This is a genomic window from Acidimicrobiales bacterium (genome assembly GCA_016794585.1).
In the GTDB taxonomy this organism is placed as follows: Bacteria; Actinomycetota; Acidimicrobiia; order Acidimicrobiales; family DATDAH01; genus JAEUJM01.
In genome coordinates, this window is record JAEUJM010000044.1 from 148,726 (window position 1) to 167,532 (window position 18,807).

Annotated in this window: 17 protein-coding genes; 12 read left to right on the forward strand and 5 right to left on the reverse strand. The window is 72.2% G+C overall.

Going from position 1 to position 18,807, the window contains the following annotated elements; translation table 11 throughout:
* Positions 1 to 6: 6 nt before the first annotated feature.
* Positions 7 to 258 carry a hypothetical protein gene (locus tag JNK12_22480; GenBank protein MBL8778713.1) on the reverse strand — a complete coding sequence of 84 codons (252 nt, stop codon included), beginning with the start codon at positions 256 to 258 and terminating at the stop codon, positions 7 to 9.
* A 43-nt stretch (positions 259 to 301) separates the two neighbouring features.
* Here JNK12_22480 and JNK12_22485 point away from each other — a divergent pair, with 43 nt between their 5' ends.
* Complete coding sequence (locus tag JNK12_22485; GenBank protein ID MBL8778714.1) at positions 302 to 910, forward strand: threonylcarbamoyl-AMP synthase; 609 nt, start codon at positions 302 to 304, stop codon at positions 908 to 910.
* Positions 911 to 1,105: 195 nt separating this feature from the next.
* Here the strand turns inward: JNK12_22485 and JNK12_22490 are convergent, their stop codons facing one another.
* A complete protein-coding gene (locus JNK12_22490) occupies positions 1,106 to 4,033 on the reverse strand; it encodes a M36 family metallopeptidase (protein MBL8778715.1) in 2,928 nt (975 codons plus the stop codon).
* Positions 4,034 to 4,194: 161 nt separating this feature from the next.
* Between JNK12_22490 and JNK12_22495 the strand changes: the two genes are divergently transcribed.
* Positions 4,195 to 4,638, forward strand: a complete 444-nt coding sequence (locus JNK12_22495) for a cyclic nucleotide-binding domain-containing protein (protein ID MBL8778716.1) — start codon at positions 4,195 to 4,197, stop codon at positions 4,636 to 4,638.
* A 54-nt stretch (positions 4,639 to 4,692) separates the two neighbouring features.
* On the opposite strand, the gene JNK12_22500 is transcribed toward JNK12_22495, so the two are convergent.
* Complete coding sequence (locus JNK12_22500) at positions 4,693 to 6,195, reverse strand: acetyl-CoA acetyltransferase (protein ID MBL8778717.1); 1,503 nt, start codon at positions 6,193 to 6,195, stop codon at positions 4,693 to 4,695.
* An 89-nt stretch (positions 6,196 to 6,284) separates the two neighbouring features.
* On the opposite strand from JNK12_22500, the gene JNK12_22505 reads away from it, so the two are divergent.
* From JNK12_22505 to JNK12_22525, 5 genes are all read left to right on the forward strand, one after another.
* Entirely contained in the window at positions 6,285 to 6,884 is a 600-nt protein-coding gene (locus JNK12_22505) for a hypothetical protein (protein MBL8778718.1), read from the forward strand.
* Positions 6,881 to 7,351: a ribose 5-phosphate isomerase B gene (gene rpiB, locus JNK12_22510; GenBank protein MBL8778719.1), complete on the forward strand. Its 471-nt coding sequence runs from the start codon at positions 6,881 to 6,883 to the stop codon at positions 7,349 to 7,351. The genes JNK12_22505 and rpiB overlap by 4 nt, the downstream gene beginning before the upstream one ends.
* On the forward strand, positions 7,351 to 8,589 hold the full coding sequence (locus JNK12_22515) for a serine hydroxymethyltransferase (GenBank protein ID MBL8778720.1): 1,239 nt from the start codon (positions 7,351 to 7,353) through the stop codon (positions 8,587 to 8,589). The genes rpiB and JNK12_22515 overlap by 1 nt, the downstream gene beginning before the upstream one ends.
* 63 nt (positions 8,590 to 8,652) lie before the next feature.
* A complete protein-coding gene (locus JNK12_22520) occupies positions 8,653 to 10,407 on the forward strand; it encodes a DUF4012 domain-containing protein (GenBank protein MBL8778721.1) in 1,755 nt (584 codons plus the stop codon).
* Positions 10,408 to 10,539: 132 nt separating this feature from the next.
* Entirely contained in the window at positions 10,540 to 10,848 is a 309-nt protein-coding gene (locus JNK12_22525; GenBank protein MBL8778722.1) for an LPXTG cell wall anchor domain-containing protein, read from the forward strand.
* Positions 10,849 to 10,971: 123 nt separating this feature from the next.
* Here the strand turns inward: JNK12_22525 and JNK12_22530 are convergent, their stop codons facing one another.
* Entirely contained in the window at positions 10,972 to 12,276 is a 1,305-nt protein-coding gene (locus JNK12_22530) for a beta-galactosidase (protein MBL8778723.1), read from the reverse strand.
* 84 nt (positions 12,277 to 12,360) lie between these two features.
* Complete coding sequence (gene wecB, locus JNK12_22535) at positions 12,361 to 13,476, reverse strand: UDP-N-acetylglucosamine 2-epimerase (non-hydrolyzing) (GenBank protein ID MBL8778724.1); 1,116 nt, start codon at positions 13,474 to 13,476, stop codon at positions 12,361 to 12,363.
* A gap of 61 nt (positions 13,477 to 13,537) precedes the next feature.
* Here wecB and JNK12_22540 point away from each other — a divergent pair, with 61 nt between their 5' ends.
* Genes JNK12_22540 through JNK12_22560 form a run of 5 tightly spaced genes read left to right on the forward strand, consistent with a single transcriptional unit; the run spans position 13,538 to position 18,801 of the window.
* Positions 13,538 to 14,758, forward strand: coding sequence for a DegT/DnrJ/EryC1/StrS family aminotransferase (locus JNK12_22540; protein MBL8778725.1), 1,221 nt, complete (start codon positions 13,538 to 13,540; stop codon positions 14,756 to 14,758).
* A complete protein-coding gene (locus JNK12_22545) occupies positions 14,755 to 15,822 on the forward strand; it encodes a Gfo/Idh/MocA family oxidoreductase (GenBank protein MBL8778726.1) in 1,068 nt (355 codons plus the stop codon). Before JNK12_22540 ends, JNK12_22545 begins: the two co-directional genes overlap by 4 nt.
* Positions 15,822 to 16,445 (forward strand): N-acetyltransferase, encoded by a 624-nt coding sequence (locus tag JNK12_22550; GenBank protein MBL8778727.1) that lies wholly within the window; start codon positions 15,822 to 15,824, stop codon positions 16,443 to 16,445. The genes JNK12_22545 and JNK12_22550 overlap by 1 nt, the downstream gene beginning before the upstream one ends.
* Entirely contained in the window at positions 16,442 to 17,803 is a 1,362-nt protein-coding gene (locus tag JNK12_22555; GenBank protein MBL8778728.1) for an NAD(P)/FAD-dependent oxidoreductase, read from the forward strand. The genes JNK12_22550 and JNK12_22555 overlap by 4 nt, the downstream gene beginning before the upstream one ends.
* On the forward strand, positions 17,800 to 18,801 hold the full coding sequence (locus JNK12_22560) for a polysaccharide deacetylase family protein (GenBank protein ID MBL8778729.1): 1,002 nt from the start codon (positions 17,800 to 17,802) through the stop codon (positions 18,799 to 18,801). The genes JNK12_22555 and JNK12_22560 overlap by 4 nt, the downstream gene beginning before the upstream one ends.
* Positions 18,802 to 18,807 lie beyond the last annotated feature (6 nt).

Here is an 18,807-nt window from a genome sequence, read left to right on the forward strand (position 1 = left end):
CGCCCGTCAGAGTGTGGTCGAGGTGGTGGGGTCGCCTTCCTCAGGGAGGGGGCGGTAGTTGACGCAGTCCTCGGACACATCGCTCGACGGCACGCACTCGCCGGGCTCGATGGTGTCCGGGTCGATGCAACCCCGGACCGTCTGCACACAGCCCTCGAGGGTGGTGGTGGTCGGGTCGGCCGTCCCCCCGTCGTCACTGCAGCCCAGCAGCACCAACGCGAACGAGGCCACGAGGAGCAGGGCGGGGCGCGATCGCATGCCGGGAGCGTAGGGGAGTCCGGCCGCTCGTATCGTGGCGCGGGTGGCCGACCGACCCGCACCGTCCCCCGTCGCGATCGAGGACGCGGGCCGGGCGCTGGTAGAGGGTCGGGCCGTCGTGGTGCCGACCGACACCGTCTACGGGCTGGCGGCGCTGCCCACGGTGCCCGGCGCGGTCGACCGGCTGTTCGCGCTGAAGGGACGGCCGGCGGACATGCCCATCGCCGTGCTGGTCGCCGGACTCGAGCAGGTCGAGGCGCTGGCGGATCTCTCCGGGGTGCCCCGCCGGCTGGCCGAGGCGTTCTGGCCCGGGCCCGTCACGATGGTGCTGCCCCGCAAGGAGGGCGTCGACCTGCCCCTGGGCGCGCCCCAGGCCACCATCGGCGTGCGCTGGCCCGACCATCCGGTGATCGCCGCGCTGGCCGAGGCCGTCGGTCCGCTGGCGACCACCAGCGCCAACCGCACCGGCGAGCCGACGCCCGCCACCGCGGCCGAGGCGGCGGCGGCGCTGACCGGACCGGTGGCCGTGGTGCTCGACGGCGGCGAATGTGCCGGCACCGCCTCGACCGTCGTCGACCTCACCGGCGCCGACCTTCGTGTCCTGCGCGAGGGCGCGATCACCGAGACGGCCCTCCGCGCCGCCCTCGACTGATCGTTCTCGGAAGCATGAAGCCGCCGCTGGCGGACGGAGCGTTCCCAGATCGTGAGAGCGCGTCGAGCGCGGCGCGGGTCGCAGGTGCTCTGGGAAGCGTGAGGCCGCCGTCGGCGGCGTGAGGGTTCCCAGAACGCAGCGTGCGCCGCGGCGACGGCCCCCGGGTGTCCCCGGGGCCGTCCGCCGCGGGCGGTGCTACTGGAAGAAGAGGACCAGGCCGTCGGGGTCGGCGTCGGGGATGTCGCCCTGGGAGGCGTCGACGCTGAAGGTCTGGCCGTCGTCGCCCTCGAGGGTGGCCGAGACCACCGAGCCGGTGTCCTGGGCCAGGGTGTCGGCCACGAACAGGTACCACTGGCGGTCGGCCGACGGCGGGTACTGGGAGGCGCAGTCGCTGACGGGACCGCTGACGTCGAGGCCGTTCTCGCCGTTGTTCTGGTCCGGGGTGGCGAAGGGCTCCTCGCAGAGCACGTTGTCCTCGGCGTCGAGCACCCCGACGGTGACGGCCAGGTCGCCCTGGAACGAGTGGTCGATGGTGATCGACGCCGTCGGGGCGCCGCCGGCGCCGATGTCGGTGGTGGCCGAGCCGCTCGACCCGTCGGTGAACAAGGTGAGGCCGTCGGGGTCGTTGTCGGGGATCTCGGCGGGGACGTTGTCGAACTCGAAGGTCTGGCCGTCGGGACCGGTCAGTGACAGCGAGTCGACGGTGCCGCTGTCGAGATCGGCCGTGTCGATCACCTGGAGGAACCAGAGGTGCTCGTCGTCGGGCGGGTACTGGTCGGCGCACTCGGACAGGTCGATGTCGCCGGAGAGACCGCCGTCGCCACCGTCGTTGGGGTCGGGCTCGACCACCTGCACCGAGCACAGGGTGGTGCCGTCGGACTGGCCCACGCCGGCGCGGATGGAGAGGTCGCCGGTGTAGGTGTGGGTGAGCTCGAGGCTCATGAACGGCCCGTCGCCCACGTCGTCGGTGGTGCCGGTGCTGGTGTCGACGGCGTCGGTGCTGCCGTCGGTGATGGCGAAGGTGCCCTCGGGGTCGCCGTCGGCGATGGGCTTGGGCAGGCCCGAGGCCGGGAAGGGCGTGTCGCCGTCGAGGACCGTGAAGCTCACGATCTGGCCCTCGTCCTGGGGTAGGGTGTCCTCGGCCCGGAGGAACCACAACTGGTCCGGGCTCGGCGGCAGGAACTGGGCGCAGTCGCTGTCGCTGACGTCGACCTGGCCGGAGAGGTCCTGGGCGCTGTCGGTGTTGTCCGGCTCGTGGATGACCACGGGCTCGCAGAGGTCGTTGCCCTCGGGGTCGGCCACCCCGACGGTCACCGCCAGGTCACCGCGGTAGGTGTGGCTGATCTCGAACGCGACGGATGCGGCGGCGTCGTTGGCCGAGCCCGTGTCGTTGCCGTCGGCGTCGATGGTGTTGCTGCTGCCGCCCGCCAGGCCGTGCTCGGCGAAGACCGACTCGATGAGCTCGGCGTCCTCGCCGTCGAAGTTGGCGTTGTTGGTGGTCTGGTAAGCCGCGGCGACGTCGGGCAGGGTGACGTTCGAGTTGAGGTAGTTGTTCGAGGCCAGCAACGTCGTGAGGATGCGGTCGCGCACCTCGTTGCACTGGTCGCTGCCGGGGCAGTCGGCCACGTCGATGCCCTCCTCGGCCAGCAGGGCGGCGAAGATGTCGAAGATGGCGCCGGTGTAGATGGTGCCGTCCTCGTGCACCTCGTTGACGAGGTCGTCGGGGTACACCTTGTCGTCGTCCATGCGCCGGATGCAGGCGCCTTCCTCCGCCCAGGCGAACAGGCAGGCCTGGTCGACCTGGTCGTTGCCGGCACGCAGCTCGACGGTGGTGAAGTAGGCGAGCAGGTCACCGAAGGCCTCGTGGTAGGCGCCGGCCTCCTGGCCCTGGAGCAGGCCGGGCGCCTGCTGGTCCAGCACGGCGTGGCCGTACTCGTGGATGATGCCGCTGGCGTCCTCGCCCTCGTTGATGCCGTTCGAGCCGACGCCGAGGACGATCTCGGACCCGTCGTAGAAGGCGTTGTCGACGGTCTGGGGGTCCACGCCGAACACGGGGAAGGACTCGTTGCGGACGTCGGTGAAGCCGAGGTCCTGCATCTGACGCTGCACCCGGTCGATCCAGTAGTAGGCCATGGCGCTCTCGAAGCCGGCCTCGCCGCGACCCTGGCCCCACTGGGCGTCGGCCTCCTCGGGGGTGTCGACCGGGGCGCCGTCGGGGTCGGCGTTGACGAACTCGCCGACGAGCTGGCCCGAGGCGGGGTCGTCGAGGCCCTCGAGGGGCTCGCCCGACAGGAACTGGTTGGCGTCGGCCGAGTCGGTGAGCTGGCCTCCGGAGGCGTAGATCGGGTCCGGGAGGAACACGCAGGCCGAGGGGGCCTCGGGCAGGTCGCACTGATCCCCGGCGGCCTGGGCGGCCACTCCCTTGCCCGACGAGACCGCGGTGCCGGCGAGGGCCGCGTTGCCGGGAACGGCCGGGCCGAGGCGGTGGCGGTCGGTGGCCACCTGGGCCGCGGTGATGGTGTCGCCGGTGGTGGCGTTGATCAGGACCCGCCAGGATCCGGTGGGGTCGGACGTGCGCACGCCCACGCGCCACGCCAGCACGAGCTCGTCACCCGACTGCACCCAGACGAGCTCGGGCTCGTCCACCTCGGTCGGGGTGCCCTGCACCGCCTTGCCGGCGCTCTCCTTGGCCTCCTCGGCCGTGGTCGCCTCGGCGGCGTCCTCGGCCGGCTGGGCGTCGACGAGAGCGTTGTTGGCGCCCGTGATCTCGCCGCCGTCGCGCACGTGGACGGTGACCTCCGCGTCCTGCACGAGGTGGCCGTCGTACTCCTGGGCGAAGGTGACGTGGCTGACGTTCGGCGACCGGGTGAGGCCGGCGAACACGAGCGAGTCGAAGGTGGCGTCGGGCACGGCGTCGGCCTCGCCGAGCCAGGCCTGCGCGTCGTCGACGAGCGCCTGCTCCTCCTCGGTGAGGCTCGCGCTCGGGTCGGTGGTGGCGGTCGCGCCATCGCCGCCGTCGCCACCCGACGAGCACGACAGGAGGGTGACGGCCAGCGCGGTGGCCACGACGACGGCCACCACCCGGTTGGTGGCCCGCTGGGACTGCCCGTTGCTGCGCTTCACCGTCACCCCTTGGTCGAGAGCTGGTTGCCCCGTACAGACGAATGACGTTACCGGTCTGGTTCCCGGCGTCGTCCGCACCCGTGCTCCCACCCGTCCGCGCACGGCAGCCGGGGGGTCTACCCTGTGGCCGACCACGAACCGGTCGGGCACAGGGGGAACAGATGGTTCGCAGGAAGAAGGCCACCGAGGCCGCGGAGCGGCTGTCGAGGATCGCGTTCTTCGAGGGCTTCACGCCCGACGAGCTGGCGCGGGTCGCCGAGCTCGTCGACGACGTCGAGGCCGAGCCCGGCGCCGTGTTGACCGATCAGGGCCGGCCGGGCCAGGAGTGCTACGTCATCGAGTCGGGCCAGGCCAACGTGTACTTCGGCGGCGAGCACATCGCCACCCTCGGCCCCGGTTCGATGGTGGGCGAGATGGCGCTCCTCGAGCACCGCCCCCGCATCGCCTCGGTCGTGGCCGAGACACCCATGCAGCTCCTCGGCCTCGACACCCGCAGCTTCCGGGCCCTCCTCGAGGAGATGCCCAAGGCCAGCCAGCGGGTGATGTCCCTGCTCAACGCCCGCCTCCAGGAGAACGCGGACCGCCAGTCCGGCGGCGAGGGATAGCAGGCCCCTCGGCGCAGGGCGTGCACTCGCCCGACCGGGGGTCGGCGTCCGACATCAGTCCAATCGCAGGCTGCCGCCGGCGGCGCGGTGCGCCGGGCGGCCGCAGCACTCCTCGTCGATCAGCGCCGCCATGGTGTCGACGTCGCGCGTCGAGCACCACGCCCGTCGGCCATCGGGGAGCAGTCCGGCGGCCAGCGCCACCTCGCGCTCGCCGTCACGTCCGTGCATCACCGTGTAGGCCTCGACGGTGACCGGTCCGGCGTGGTCGTCGGGTGCCACCTCGCGGCCCGGGGCGGCCAGCGCGTCGGCCTCGGCCTGCGTGCCGGCGTGGCGGAAGCCGCCGGCCGGCGGCTCGGTGGCGTAGAGGCCCAGTGCGTGCTTGGTGGTGAACCCGCCGTTCGCGCTGCACAGTCCGAGCGTCCCGGGCGTCTCACCCCGCAGCACCTCGACCATGGTGGCGATGCCGTGGGTGGCGTAGTTGTTCCACGGGCCGCCGGCGAGCCCCATCCCCCCGGTCACGGTGAGGGGCCGCTCCAGGCCGAGCCCCAACTCCGCCGCCGCGATCTGCACGGCCGACGGGAAGCACGAGTAGAGGTCGACGGGGCCGAGGTCGGCTGCGCCGATGCCGGCGGCGTCGAAGAGCGCGGCGCCGGCGGTGCGCAGGGCGGGCGACGAGCAGAGGTCGTTTCGGGGCGACACGTGGGCCCGGTCGTTGGCCTCGGCGCCGGCGACCGGGAACACCCACCGGTCACGGGGGACGCCGAGGGCCTCGGCCTTCTCGGCCGAGCACAGCAGCACCGCGGCGGCCTGCTCGACGTTGTTGTTCGAGTTCATGACGAGCGTGTACGGGTACCCGATGAGCCGGTTGGTCGGGGTGGGGGTGACGGCCTCCTCCGGCGTCATGGCCGTGCGGTTCCACGCGTGCGGGTTGGCGGCCGCCACCTCGGAGAAGCCGGACCAGAGGCGCCCGAGGTGGGCGAGGTGCTCGGCGGGGGTGCGCCCGGCCGCGGCCCGCAGAGCGATCTCGAAGATGGCGTACATCTGCACCGGCAGGACGAGACCTTGTGCCGCCTCGGCCTCGTCGATCATGTCGAGGGGTGCCCCGAAGCTGTCGGCGAGCGGCGTGTCTTCCCCCTGGGAGGTCCACGCGGGCTTCTCGTCCCGATTGCGGTGGGCGGTCCGGGTGCGCCACGCCTCGCCGCCGCAGAGCAGGGCCACATCGAGGTCGCCGGCGGCGATGTCGAGGGCGGTGCGGTTCAGGAGCGCCTGCGGGGTCTGGCCGCCGTCGGTCGTGTAGATGCTCTGACGGGGCTTCGCTCCCACCCGCTCGGCCACCAGAGCGCCCGGGTCCCGGTAGCGCCAGGAGAGCAGCTTGACGACCCGTACGGAGTCCACCGCGGCGAGCAGCCCGCGACCGCCACTGTCGGTCGCGGCCGCCTCGGCGGCACGGGCGATGAGCTCGACGGGCTCGACCTCGTCGTCGCCCCGGTCGATCCGGTTCTCGACCTGGCCCACGCCCACGATGACGGGGGTGCGCGGGTCCACTACCTTGACCATCCGGTCAAGTTAGAAAGGGGCGGCTCATTCCGTACAATCGCCAGATCGACGTCCTCGTACTGTGCTCGGGCAACATCTGCCGTTCGCCGATGGCCGAGGCCTTCCTGGCCTACCAGATGGCGGCGCGTGGCGTCCCCGGCCACGTCTCCTCCGCCGGCCTGTTCAAGGACGGGCAGCCGGCGTCGCCCCACGGGGTGACGGTGACCGGGCGCAAGGGCCACGACCTCACCCGGCATCGCAGCCGGGTGATGAACGCCGACATGCTGCGTGAGGCCGACCTCATCGTGGGCATGGAGCGGATGCACGTGCGTGAGGCCGTGGTGCTGGCCAACGACGTGGCGCCCCGCGCCTTCACCCTGAAAGAGCTGGTGCGTCGCGGTGAGGCCATCGGGCCCCGCCAGCCGGGTGAGACCACCGAGGCGTGGCTGGCTCGCGCCGCCGCCGGCCGCCGTGCGACCGACCACCTCGGGGCCTCGGCCGAGGACGACGTGGCCGACCCCATCGGACGGTCCGTCGAGCACTACGAGCGCACCGCCAACGAGCTCGACGGCCTGGTCAGCCGCCTCAGCGCCCTCCTCTGGCCCGTCCACGCCATGGCCCCGCCTCCGCCTCCGCCTCCGCCCCCGCCCCCGCCCCCTCCGCCTCCGCCTCCGCCTCCGGTGGCGCCGTTCACACCGGTGCCGTCGTGAAGGTCGCCATCGGGTCCGACCACGCCGGCTTCCGCCTGAAGTCGCATCTCATCGCGGTGCTCGGCGAGCTGGGCCACGAGGCCATCGACCTCGGCACCGACAGCGAGGCGTCGGTCGACTACCCGCCCATCTGCGCGGCGGTGGGCGCCGCCGTGGTGGCCGGCCAGGCCGACCGGGGCATCGTCCTCGGCGGCAGCGGCCAGGGCGAGCAGATCGCGGCCAACAAGGTCGACGGGGTGCGCGCCGCGCTCTGCAACGACCTCTACACCGCCCGGCTCTCCCGCGAGCACAACGACGCCAACGTGCTGTCGATGGGGGGCCGCATCGTCGCCGACGGCCTGGCCACCGAGATCCTCACGCTCTGGCTGGCCACCCCCTTCGAGGGCGGGCGCCACGAGCGCCGCCTCGCCCAGATCACCGACATCGAACGGGACGGTCCGCCCGCCGCGCCCGGAAAGGCCCCCTGATGCCATTCACCACCGACCGCGACGACGAGCTGTTCGGTCTCATCGACCAGGAGGTCGAGCGCCAGACGACGACCATCCAGCTCATCGCCAGCGAGAACTTCACCTCGCCGGCGGTGATGGAGGCCACGGGCTCGGTCTTCACCAACAAGTACAGCGAGGGCTACCCGGGCAAGCGCTACTACGGCGGCAACCAGGTGGTGGACGAGGTCGAGGACCTCGCCCGCGAGCGGGTCAAGGCGCTCTTCGGCGCCGAGCACGCCAACGTGCAGCCCCACTCGGGTGCCAATGCCAACATCGCGGTCTACCTGGCCGTGCTCGAGCCCGGCGACACCGTCATGGGCCAGTCCCTCGACCACGGCGGCCACCTCACCCACGGCTCGCCGGTCAACCTCAGCGGGCGGCTCTACGACTTCGTGCCCTACGGCCTGACCCCGAGCGACGAGCGTCTCGACTACGAGGCCATCGCCGACCTCGCCCGCGAGTGCCGACCGAAGCTGATTGTGGCCGGCGCCACCGCCTATTCGCGCACCATCGACCCCGAGGCGTTCCGGGCCATCGCCGACGAGGTGGGCGCGCTGTTCATGTTCGATGCCGCCCACATCGCCGGTCTGATCGCCGGCGGGGCGCACCCCAACCCGGTGCCCCACGCCGACATCGTCACCTTCACCACCCACAAGACGCTGCGCGGCCCCCGGGGCGGTTGCATCCTCAGCCGGGCCGAGCTCGGCGCCGCCATCGACAAGGCCATCTTCCCCGGCCTCCAGGGCGGTCCCCTCGAGCACGTCATCGCGGCCAAGGCGGTGGCCTTCCGTGAAGCCGCCGAGCCCGCCTTCCGTGCCTACGCCGCCCAGATCGTCAAGAACGCGGCGGCGCTGGCGGACGCTCTCGGCCGCGAGGGCTTCCGCCTCGTCTCCGGGGGCACCGACAACCACCTCATGTTGGTCGACCTGCGCCCGTTCGACGAGGAGCTGACGGGCAAGGAGGCCCAGAACGTCCTCGATCGCGCCGGCATCACCCTCAACAAGAACACGGTGCCCGACGATCCCCGCTCGCCCTTCGTCACCAGCGGCGTCCGCATCGGCACCCCCTCGGTCACCACCCAGGGCATGACCGAGCCCGAGATGACCATCATCGCGTCGCTCATCGCCCGGGCCCTGCGTCACCGGACCGACGACGCCGAGCTGGACGCGGTCCGCGAAGAGGTCGGCACGCTCTGCTCCAAGTTCCCGCCGTACTGATCGCCACCGCGACGGGCGCGTCCCCCGCCCGTCCCGGGCGTCGCGCCTGAGCGAAGGCGTCACGTGCGCGACGCCGCGGCCGACGGGTCTCAGGTGAACCGCCTCTCGCCGCGCGCCCGCTGGGCGCTCGTTGCCGCGCTCGCCGTGGGCGCCTACCTCGTGTTCTGCGGGGTCTGGCTGGCCATGGCCCGGCGGGAGGCACGGGCGGGCAGCGATCAACTGGCGGAGTTCCGGGAGGACCCCGACCCGCAGGACCTGCTCGATGGCACGGCCCTGCCCGTCATCGAGTCGGCCCAGCGAGACTTCGAGTCGGCCCGTGACCGCGCCCGGTCCCCGCTGCTGGCGCCGCTGCGGATGGTGCCGCTCCTCGGTCGACAGATCGATTCGTTCGCCACGATCTCCGGAGCGGCGGGCGAGGTGGCGGCCGCAGGGGTGCAGGGGGCGCAGGCCGCCCGCGAGGCCCTGGACGGGGACATCGCGCCGGGGGCGGCGCGCGTGGCCACGCTGCGCGAGCTGGCCGACATCGCCGAGGCCACCTCGGCGCGCCTCGCCACCATCCCCCTCGGTCCCAGCAGCGATCTCCTCGGTCCGGTGGCGCGCGGCCGCGACGAGCTCGCCGAGGAGAAGGACAGCGTCGAGCTGGCGCTGCTCTACACCCGCGATGCCGCCAACGCGCTCGCCGACATCCTGGAGGGCCCCTCCTCCTACCTGGTGATGGCGGCCAACAACGCCGAGATGCGTGCCGGTTCGGGCATGTTCTTGTCCGTGGGGCGGGTCGACTTCGGCGACGGCCGCCTCCAGCTCGCCGGCTTCCAGCCGTCGGGCTCGCTCCACCTCGACGTGGGGGTGCCCTACCGGGACCGCGACCTGAAGGACCTCTGGGGCTTCGCCCACCCGAACCGCGAGTGGCGCAACCTGGCGCTGTCGCCGCGCTTCCCGCCCAACGCCGAGATGGCGACCCGCATGTGGGCGGCGGCGGGGGAGGTGGAGGCGGATGGCGTGCTGGCCATCGACGTGGTGGGCCTCCAGGCCTTCCTGCGGGCGACCGGCCCCGTGGAGGTGGACGGCGAGACGGTCGACGCCGACAACGTCGTCCAGCTCCTGCTGCACGACCAGTACACCGGCGACCCCGACCAGTCGGACCGCCGCGACCGGCTGGCCGAGATCGCACGCGCGGTCCTCGAGGCCTTCGACGGCAGCTCCCCGGACCTCCCGGCGCTGGCCCAGGCGCTCCGTGAGGCGGTCGAGGGTCGTCACCTCATGCTGTGGTCGGCCGACACGGGCCGCCAGCGGGCCTGGGAGCAGGCGGGCGTGAGCGGCGCCGTGGGCGACCACGACGTGCTGGTGGGCCTGATGAACCGCGGCGGGAACAAGCTCGACCAGTACCAGCAGGTCCGGGGACGGGTGCGCACGCGACGGGTGGCCGAGGGCACCGTGGTGTCGGTCCGCCTCACCGTCACCAACGAGGTGCCCGAGGGCGAGCCCGAGTACATCGCCGGCGAGGGGGAGTACGGCCTCTACGACGGATGGCTGTCGCTCACCATGCCGGGTGACTCCGGCCTGGTGGACACGACCGAGGCGGACGCCGTGGCCGCAGGGCCCGACGGTGATTCACGGGTCCTGGCCATCCCGGTGGTCGTCTCGCCGGGGGACACCATCGAGTGGCGGGTGGCGTTCGTGGTGCCCGACGACGTCACCTCGGTGACGGTGGCGCCCTCGGCACGGGTCCCTCACATCGAGTGGTGGGGCCCCGACGGCCTGCGCTGGAACGATCGGGACACCCCCCGCCAGGCGGTGCCGCTGCCGCCGGCCGGTTGACGCCGACCGGCGCCGGCTGGGGACCACGAACGCCCCACGTGAAGAGATTTCTCACTCAGGGTGGCGGAACGGACCCGTCGCGTGTACTGTGCGAATTGAACACAGACCACGACCTGTTGAGGGATCGTCACCATGGCTGCGCAACTTGAGCGATTTTCGAAGATCCGCCCCCTGCGGGCGCTCCTGGCGGCCGGCGGGCTCGCGGTGCTCCTCCTCGTCGGAGTGGTCGCCTCTCCCGCCTCTGCGCAGGACTACCCGACCCCGACCACCACGCCCACCTCGGTGGACGTCACCGAGGTCACCAACACGAACAACCTGCCCCGCACCGGCAGCGACAACACGATGATGCTCGCTGTGGTCGGCGTCGGCGTCGTGGCCGCCGGCACGGGCCTCGTGGTCCTCGGCAAGCGCCGGGCCCACCAGTCGGGCGCCTCCGCCTGATCCCTCTTCCCCGAGGTGGGGGCGACCTCCTCGGGAGTGTTCAACGCACCCTGGAACCGAACAGCGCGCCCCTCGGGGGCGCGCTGTTCAGCGTTTGGGGGCGCCGGTCACCCGGCGGCGTGATCAGGTCGGGGCGGGGTTGTAGTAGAAGACCCGGCCCAGCACCCGGACCGCCAGGCGGGCGGGTCCGAGGACCGCGGGGGCGTTGGCGGTCGGCGGGGTCGTGGTCGACGTGGTCGCCGGCGGGGCCGTCGTCGTGGTCGGGGGCGCCGTGGTCGAGGTGGTCACCGTGCGGTCCTCGAGGAGGTTGCTCAGGGTCGTCCAGACCGGCTTGAACGAGCCGTCCTGGTGGCGCACCCCGAAGTAGCCCTCACGATCGCTCGTGTTCCCTGTGTCGCGGTCGTAGCTGTAGAGGTAGAGCCGCTTCACGTAGGGCCAGTCCTCGAAGGCACGGGTGATGGCCTGGCGGGTGTAGCTCGCCTGCGTGCTCTCGGAGACGCCGCCGGCGTTCGGGGCGGTGCTCCAGCCGATCTCGGTGATCCAGATGGGCTTGGGGACACCCCGGGCCACCGTCGCCTGGCGGATGAGCTCGACCCGGCGGAAGTCCCAGCGGGCGTCGGCGTTGTCGGTCATGGGGCTGCCGGCCGGGTAGGGATGCACGCTGTAGGCGTCGAAGAATGCGCCGAGCCCCGGGTCTGCCCGCAGGATCTCGTCGACCCAATAGCGGATGGGGCCGCCTCCGCCGGTCTGGAGCAGATCGCCCGAGATGACCACGTCGATCTCGGGGGCGATGCCGTGCACCGCCGCTCCGGTGGCCCGAACGAGACGGGCGTACCCGGCGGGATCGGGAAGCGGGCCCCAGTAGGTGTCGCTCCAGGGCTCGTTCCAGATCTGGACGGCCTCGACGGGCATGGGGGAGAGCTCCGGTCGCACCGAGGTCCAGAACGTGCCGCCGGTGCCGTAGCGGGCCACGACCGCCTTGGCGAAGTTCGCGAAGTCGGCGTTGTTGGCTGGCGGGAACCGGTCGGAGCGGTCCGGGTAGTTCGAGGCCCAGGCCGGGGGCGACCCGAGAATCGGGAGCACGTCGATGCCGGTGCGGGCGGCGGCGGCCATGAGCTGGTCGGTGCGACCCCAATCGAAACGGCCGCGCTGCGGCTCGATGACCCGCCACTCGAAGCCTTCCCGGGTCCGCGTGACGCCGATGCGGGCCATGCGGTTGAACTCGGTGTAGGTGCCGGACTCGGCGCCCCAGATCTCGTGGGTGTTCAGGCCGACGCGCCCGGCGTAGGGCGAGGGCACGGTCTGCGCACTGGCGGCGCCGGCGTTGCCCGACCCGCCACCGAAGGCCAACAGGCCGATCCCAAGGGCGACACACAGGCCGGCGGCGGCGATCCGAACCCTTCTGCGGGGGTGAACGTGGCTCGACATCTCGGTCTTCTTTCGTCCCGTCGACCCGGTCCCAGTACCGAGTGACGTTCGAGTCATCGGTGCCGCGCGGGTGGGCCTGAAGGACTATTTCCCGACGTCGGCCAGCAGGTGCATCCGCGCCATGGCGTCGAGCGCGAGTCGACTGGCATCACCGTTCCCGTAGGGCGAGGGGAGCGCCGCGAGTCGCTCGTGCACCGCACCCGGCGCGTCGAGCCAGGCCGTGGCCGCGGTGCCGATCTCCTCGCCGACGCCGGCGAGCACCGAGAAGGTGCCGAGCACCTCGGGGCGCTCGGTCGAGCGGCGCACGACGACCACCGGGCGCTTCACGACGCTGGCCTCCTCCTGCACGCCCCCCGAGTCCGACACGGCCAGCGCCGCCTCGGCGAACAGGCCGAGGAATTCCTGGTAGCCGAGGGGCGCGACGGGGTGCAGACGGTCGAGCAGGTGCTGGAGGCCGAATCCCTCGACCCGGGCCGCGAGGCGAGGGTGCACCGGCAGGACGACGGGCACCGGCAGCGAGGCCAGCTGCTCGAGGATGGCGGCGAGCCGTTCGGCGTCGTCGACGTTCTCGGGGCGATGGAAGGTGGACAGCACGAAGCCCTCCCGGGCGACGTCGTGGGTCGCCAGGAGGGCTTGGCGCTCCTCGGGGCCCGGCAGTAGAGCCTGGACCGCCTCGACCACGGTGTTGCCGGTGACCGCGATCCGATCGCCGGGGATGGCCTCGGCCAACAGGTTGGCCCTGCTGGTCTCGGTCGGGGCGAGGCACAGGTCGGCGACGTGGTCGACCAGCACCCGGTTGTGCTCCTCGGGCATGGCCCGGTCGTGGCTGCGCAGGCCGGCCTCGACGTGCACGAGTGGCACCTCGCGGGCGTTCGCGGCGAGTGCTCCGGCGAGGGCGCTGTTGGTGTCCCCCTGGACGATCACCGCAGCGGGCCGCTCGTCGCCGAAGAGCGCGTCGAGGCGGGTGGTGGCCTCGCCGATCTGTGCCCCGCGGGTGCGGCCGCCGACGTCGAGGGCGTCGAGGGGAGGCTGGAGACCGAACTGGGCGAAGAAGACGTCCGAGAGCTCGGCGTCGTAGTGCTGGCCGGTGTGCACCACCCAGGCCCGCTCGCCGAGGAGACGGACGAGCCCCGCCAGCTTCACGATCTCGGGCCGGGTGCCGAGGACGATGGCGACGCGCCCGGTCCGATCGTGGCTCATTGAGCCATTCTGGCGGGGTGATCGAGTTCAACCATGGACCGTTGCGGCCGACGGGACACCGGTGACCACGCCCATGGAGCTCCCATCGGATCAGGCCGCGTCTGGGCGGACGTTCGGCACCGAGGAACTGGACCTGCTCGCCGAGGTGATCGCCTCGGGGACCCTGACGGCCACGAAGGGCGCGCAGACGCCCCGACTCGAGGCCGAGCTAGCCGACCTGTTCGGTGTCGGACACGCCGTGGCGCTGTCCTCGGGGACCGCGGCGGTGCACACCGCCATCGCCGCGCTCGACCCCGAGCCGGGGGACGAGATCATCACCACCTCGATCACCGACATGGGCGCGATCAGCCCCATCCTCTACCAGGCGGCCATCCCGGTGTTCGCCGACGTCGACGCCCGCACGGGCAACGTGACCGCCGACACCATCGCCGCCCGTCTCAGCGAGCGAACGCGGGCCATCGTGGTGACCCACCTGTTCGGCAACCCGTGCGAGATGGGGCCGATCATGGCCCTGGCCGATGCCCGGGGCATCCCGGTGATCGAGGACTGCGCCCAGGCCTACCTCGCCCGCAGCGGCGACGACCTGGTCGGGACCATCGGCGCCATCGGGTGTTTCAGCCTCCAGCAGGGCAAGCACATCACCACCGGCGAGGGCGGGTTCGTCATCACCGACGACCCGGCGCTCGCCCGGCGCATGCGGGTGTTCGTCAACAAGGCCTGGCCGTACGGGGAGGCCGACCCCGACCACGAGTTCGTGGCCCTCAACTACCGCACCACCGAGCTGGCCAGCGCCGTGGCTCGAGCGCAGCTCACCAAGCTGCCCGCCGGGGTCGAGCGCCGCATCGCCGCGGCCGACCGGCTGACCAAGCAGCTCTCCGGGCTCGAAGCGATCGAGGCACCGCTCGTGGCGGCGCGCGACACGGCGGTGTTCTGGCGGTACGCACTGCACGTGGACGCCGGACACCTCCCGGGCGGCCCCGACGCGCTGGCCGCCGCTCTCCGGGCCGTCGAGGTCCCGTCGGCGCCCCGGTACATCCAGAAGCCGGCCTACCGCTGCAAGGTCATCGCCGAGCAGCGGACCTTCGGCGAGAGCCGGTTCCCGTTCACGCTCGCCCGGCCCGAGGCCGTGGACTACGCCGACGAGCGTTTCCCCGGGACCCTCGCCTACCTTGCCTCCGTGCTCGTCCTGCCCTGGAACGAGCGCTTCACGGACGTGCACGTCGACCACCTCGCCGGCGCCCTGACCGAGGCCGTGACCGAGCTCACCGAGGAGCCCCGATGACCACCTCCGACACCTTCGGCACGGGTTCCGAAGGGAAGGTGCCCCTGGCCCTCGTGGGCGCAGGGCGCATCGCCCAGTCCTACGTCGACGTGGTGGCCGCCTCGGAGTGCGTCGAGGTCGTCGCCGTGGCCGACGTCGACGAGGCGGCCGCGGCCCGGCTCGCCCGGCGCTTCGGCGAGGCCCGCTCCTTCTCGTCCCATGGCGCGCTGCTCGACGCCGTCGAGCCGGCCGGCGTGATCATCGCCACGCCACCGGCCACCCATGGCGACATCGCCCTCGAGTTCATGGCGCGGGGCGTGCACGTGCTGTGCGAGAAGCCGCTGGCCGTGGACGTGGCGACCGCCCAGTCCATGATCTGCGCCGCCGAGAAGGCGGGCGTGCTGCTCACCATGGCCGCGAAGTTCCGTTTCGCCGAGGACGTGACCCGGGCCCGCCACATCGTGGAGTCGGGGATCCTCGGCGACCTGATGCTCTTCGAGAACGCCTTCACGTCCCGGGTGGACATGTCCGGTCGCTGGAACGCCGACCCGCGTATCGCCGGCGGCGGGGTGCTGATCGACAACGGCACGCACTCGGTGGACATCGCCCGCTTCTTCCTCGGGCCCATCGGTGAGGTGATGGCGGTCGAAGGCAAGCGCACGCAGGGCCTGGCCGTGGAGGACACCGTGCGGGTGTTCCTGCGCTCCGTGGACGACGTGATCGGCAGCATCGACCTCTCGTGGAGCATGGACAAGAGCCTGGACCACTACATCGCCATCTTCGGCACGGAAGGCGAGATCCGGGTCGGGTGGAAGGGGTCCAGCTTCCGCCAGGTGTCGAGCCCGGAGTGGGTGTCGTTCGGCAAGGGCTACGACAAGGTGGGAGCCATGGGGGGCGCGGTCGAGAACTTCTGCCGTGCCATCCGCGGGGACGAGCCGCTCCTGATCACCGCGGAGGACGCCCTCGCCTCCGTGGCCGTGATCGAGCAGGCCTACGCCTCGCTCGCCGCCGACCACTGGGTGCCCGTGCCGTCGGCCCTCGACCAGGTGGAGCGCACGCGGGCGCGAGGCGGCAGCGCCGCCTGATGGGGGCCCGCGTCCACCCTTCTGCGCTCGTCGAGGACGGCGTCGTTCTCGGGGACGGGACCGCGGTCTGGGACAACGCGCACCTGCGGGCGCCGGCACGCATCGGACGCGACTGCATCATCGGCGAGAAGACCTACGTGGCGTACGGGGTCGAGATCGGCGACCGGGTGAAGGTCAACGCGTTCGCCTATCTCTGCACCGGCGTGACCATCGAGGACGGCGTGATGATCAGCGCCGGCACCGTGTTCACCAACGACCGGTACCCGCGGGCCACCACCCCGGACCTGTCCGAGCTGCGCTCCTCGGACCCCGACGAGGACACCACCGCCACCCGCGTCGGCGCGGGCGCCACCATCGGGGCCCGTGCGGTCATCGGTCCCGGGGTCGACATCGGACGCTTCGCCATGGTCGCCGCCGGCGCCGTCGTCACCCGCGATGTCGCCGACTTCCACCTCGTCGCCGGCCTGCCGGCGGTGACCGTCGGCGTCGTCTGCCGCTGCGGCCCGCCGCTCGTGCGCGTCCGCCCGGGAGACGACCTGGGCGACCACGAGGCGCTCACCTGTGCCCGCTGCGGGCGCCGCTACGCCGTCACCGGCGGACGCGTGAAGGAGCTCGACGGATGAGCACCGACCGGGATCGGCACTGGGCCGTGGTCGGTGGCGGCATTCTCGGCATGACCGTCGCCCACCGCCTCCGCGGCGCCGGGTACGCGGTCACGCTCTACGACGGAGCGAAGGACCTCGGTGGGCTGGCGTCCGCGTGGCAGATCGAGCTTCCCGACGGCGACCGCGTCACGTGGGACCGGCACTACCACGTGACCCTGCTCTCCGACGCCCGTACCCGGGGCCTGCTCGACGAGCTCGGGCTGGGCGATGAGGTCCGGTGGGTCGAGACCCGCACCGGTTGCTACGCCGACGACCAGCTCTACTCGGTCTCGAACACCGTCGAGTTCCTCCGCTTCCCGCCGCTCGGGATCATGGACAAGCTGCGCCTCGGCGGGACCATCTTCTACGGCTCGAGGATCCACGACGGCCGCCGCATGGAACGCATCGACGTCTCCACCTGGCTGCGGCGCTGGTCGGGCAACCGCACCTACGAGCGCTTCTGGCTGCCGCTGCTGCGGGCCAAGCTCGGCGAGGCGTACCGCGAGGCGTCGGCCGGCTTCATCTGGTCCACCATCCAGCGTCTCTACGCGGCCCGGCGGAGTGGTCTGAAGAAGGAGCTCTTCGGCTACGTGCGCGGCGGGTACGCCCGCACCCTCGCGACCTTCACCGCCCGCCTCGAAGCGGAGGGGGTCACCCTGCGCACGGGCTGCCCCGTGTCGTCGGTGCGGCGCACGGACGACGGCTTCTCGGTGTCCACCCCCGATGGTGACGACCACGTCGACCGGGTGGTGGTGACCACCGCAGCCCCGCTCGCCGCCGCCCTCTGCGCCGACCTCGATGCCGACGAGCGCGATCGCCTGGAAGGCGTGCGCTACCAGGGCATCGTCTGCGCGTCGCTCGTCCTGCGTCGGCCGCTGGCGCCGTACTACCTGACGAACATCACCGACCCGGACACCCCGTTCACGGCGGTCGTGGAGATGACCTCGCTGATCGACCCCACAGAGGTGGGAGGGCACACGCTGGTGTACCTGCCGAAGTACGTCGCCCCTGACGACCCGCTGTTCGAGGCCACCGACGACGAGGTGCGGGCGGCGTTCCTCCCCTACCTCCAGCGCATGCACCCTGACCTGCGCGACGAGGACGTGCTGGCCGTGCGCGTGTCGCGGGCCCGCCAGGTGTTCGCGGTGCCGACCATCGACTACTCCCTCCGGGTGCCCCCGGTGGTGACCTCGGTGCCCGGCCTCTACCTGGCCGGATCCGCGCAGCTCGTCAACGCCACGCTGAACGTCGACGACACGATCGGCCTGGCCGACGAGGCGTTGGCGGCGATCGCGGTCGCCGAGTGCGGGGCTCCCGAGCCGGCGGTCGTGGCGTGAGCAGGCCCGCAGGGGACCGGCCCCTCGCCAGCCTCTCGCTCGACGCCGACAACCTCTGGTCGTACCAGAAGACCCACGGTGACGCCGGCTGGGACCGCTACGCGTCCTACCTCGACGTGCTCGTCCCGCGCGTCCTCGAGTTCCTGGCCGAGCGCGACCTCACCATCACGTTCTTCATCGTGGGCAAGGACGCGTCGTTGCCGGAGAACCGCGAGCCGCTCGCCGCGTTGGCGGCCGCCGGCCACGAGATCGGCAACCACAGCTTCCGCCACGAGCCCTGGCTGCACCTGTACGAGCGGGACGAGCTGGTCGACGAGCTGCGCAAGGCCGAGGAGGCCATCGAGGACGCCACCGGCGTGCGCACCATCGGGTTCCGGGGGCCGGGCTACAGCCTGTCGACCACCACGCTCGAGATCCTCGTCGAGCGGGGCTACCGCTACGACGCGTCGACCCTCCCCATGGTGATCGGCCCGCTGGCGCGGGCGTACTACTTCCGGACCTCGAAACTGACCGACGAGCAGAAGGCCGAGCGGTCCGAGCTGTTCGGGAGTTGGCGCGACGGCCTCCGCTCGATCCGCCCCTACCGCTGGCAGGTGGGCGCCGAGGCCCTCACCGAGCTGCCGGTGACGACCCTGCCGCTCGGTCGGGTCCCCATCCACGTGAGCTACCTGCTCTACCTCGCCGGTGTGCGGCCGGCCCTCGCCCGGGCCTACTTCTCGAATGCCCTGCGGTTGTGCCGAATGCGGAAGGTGGAGCCGTCAATCCTCCTGCACCCGCTGGACTTCCTCGGGGCCGACGACGTCGACGAGCTGGCCTTCTTCCCCGCGATGGGCATGGCCGGCAAGGCGAAGACCGAGTTGGTCGGCCAGTTCGTGGACCAGCTGCGGGCGCAGCACCGGGTGGTCACCATGCGATCGCACGTCGAGGACATCGAGCGGCGGGGCGGCCTGGAGCTGGTCGTGCCGCACTTCACCACCGAGCCGGCCGGCGTCGGGTGAGGGGGA

Bases quoted from the DNA above. Each gene is read 5' to 3' on its own strand.
- JNK12_22505 (MBL8778718.1), top strand. From the start codon at position 6,285: ATGGCCGAGGCCTTCCTGGCCTACCAGATGGCGGCGCGTGGCGTCCCC.
- JNK12_22530 (MBL8778723.1), bottom strand. From the start codon at position 12,276: ATGTCGAGCCACGTTCACCCCCGCAGAAGGGTTCGGATCGCCGCCGCC.
- JNK12_22515 (MBL8778720.1), top strand. From the start codon at position 7,351: ATGCCATTCACCACCGACCGCGACGACGAGCTGTTCGGTCTCATCGAC.
- JNK12_22555 (MBL8778728.1), top strand. From the start codon at position 16,442: ATGAGCACCGACCGGGATCGGCACTGGGCCGTGGTCGGTGGCGGCATT.
- JNK12_22495 (MBL8778716.1), top strand. From the start codon at position 4,195: ATGGTTCGCAGGAAGAAGGCCACCGAGGCCGCGGAGCGGCTGTCGAGG.
- JNK12_22480 (MBL8778713.1), bottom strand. From the start codon at position 258: ATGCGATCGCGCCCCGCCCTGCTCCTCGTGGCCTCGTTCGCGTTGGTG.
- JNK12_22545 (MBL8778726.1), top strand. From the start codon at position 14,755: ATGACCACCTCCGACACCTTCGGCACGGGTTCCGAAGGGAAGGTGCCC.
- JNK12_22500 (MBL8778717.1), bottom strand. From the start codon at position 6,195: ATGGTCAAGGTAGTGGACCCGCGCACCCCCGTCATCGTGGGCGTGGGC.
- JNK12_22550 (MBL8778727.1), top strand. From the start codon at position 15,822: ATGGGGGCCCGCGTCCACCCTTCTGCGCTCGTCGAGGACGGCGTCGTT.
- JNK12_22525 (MBL8778722.1), top strand. From the start codon at position 10,540: ATGGCTGCGCAACTTGAGCGATTTTCGAAGATCCGCCCCCTGCGGGCG.
- wecB (MBL8778724.1), bottom strand. From the start codon at position 13,476: ATGAGCCACGATCGGACCGGGCGCGTCGCCATCGTCCTCGGCACCCGG.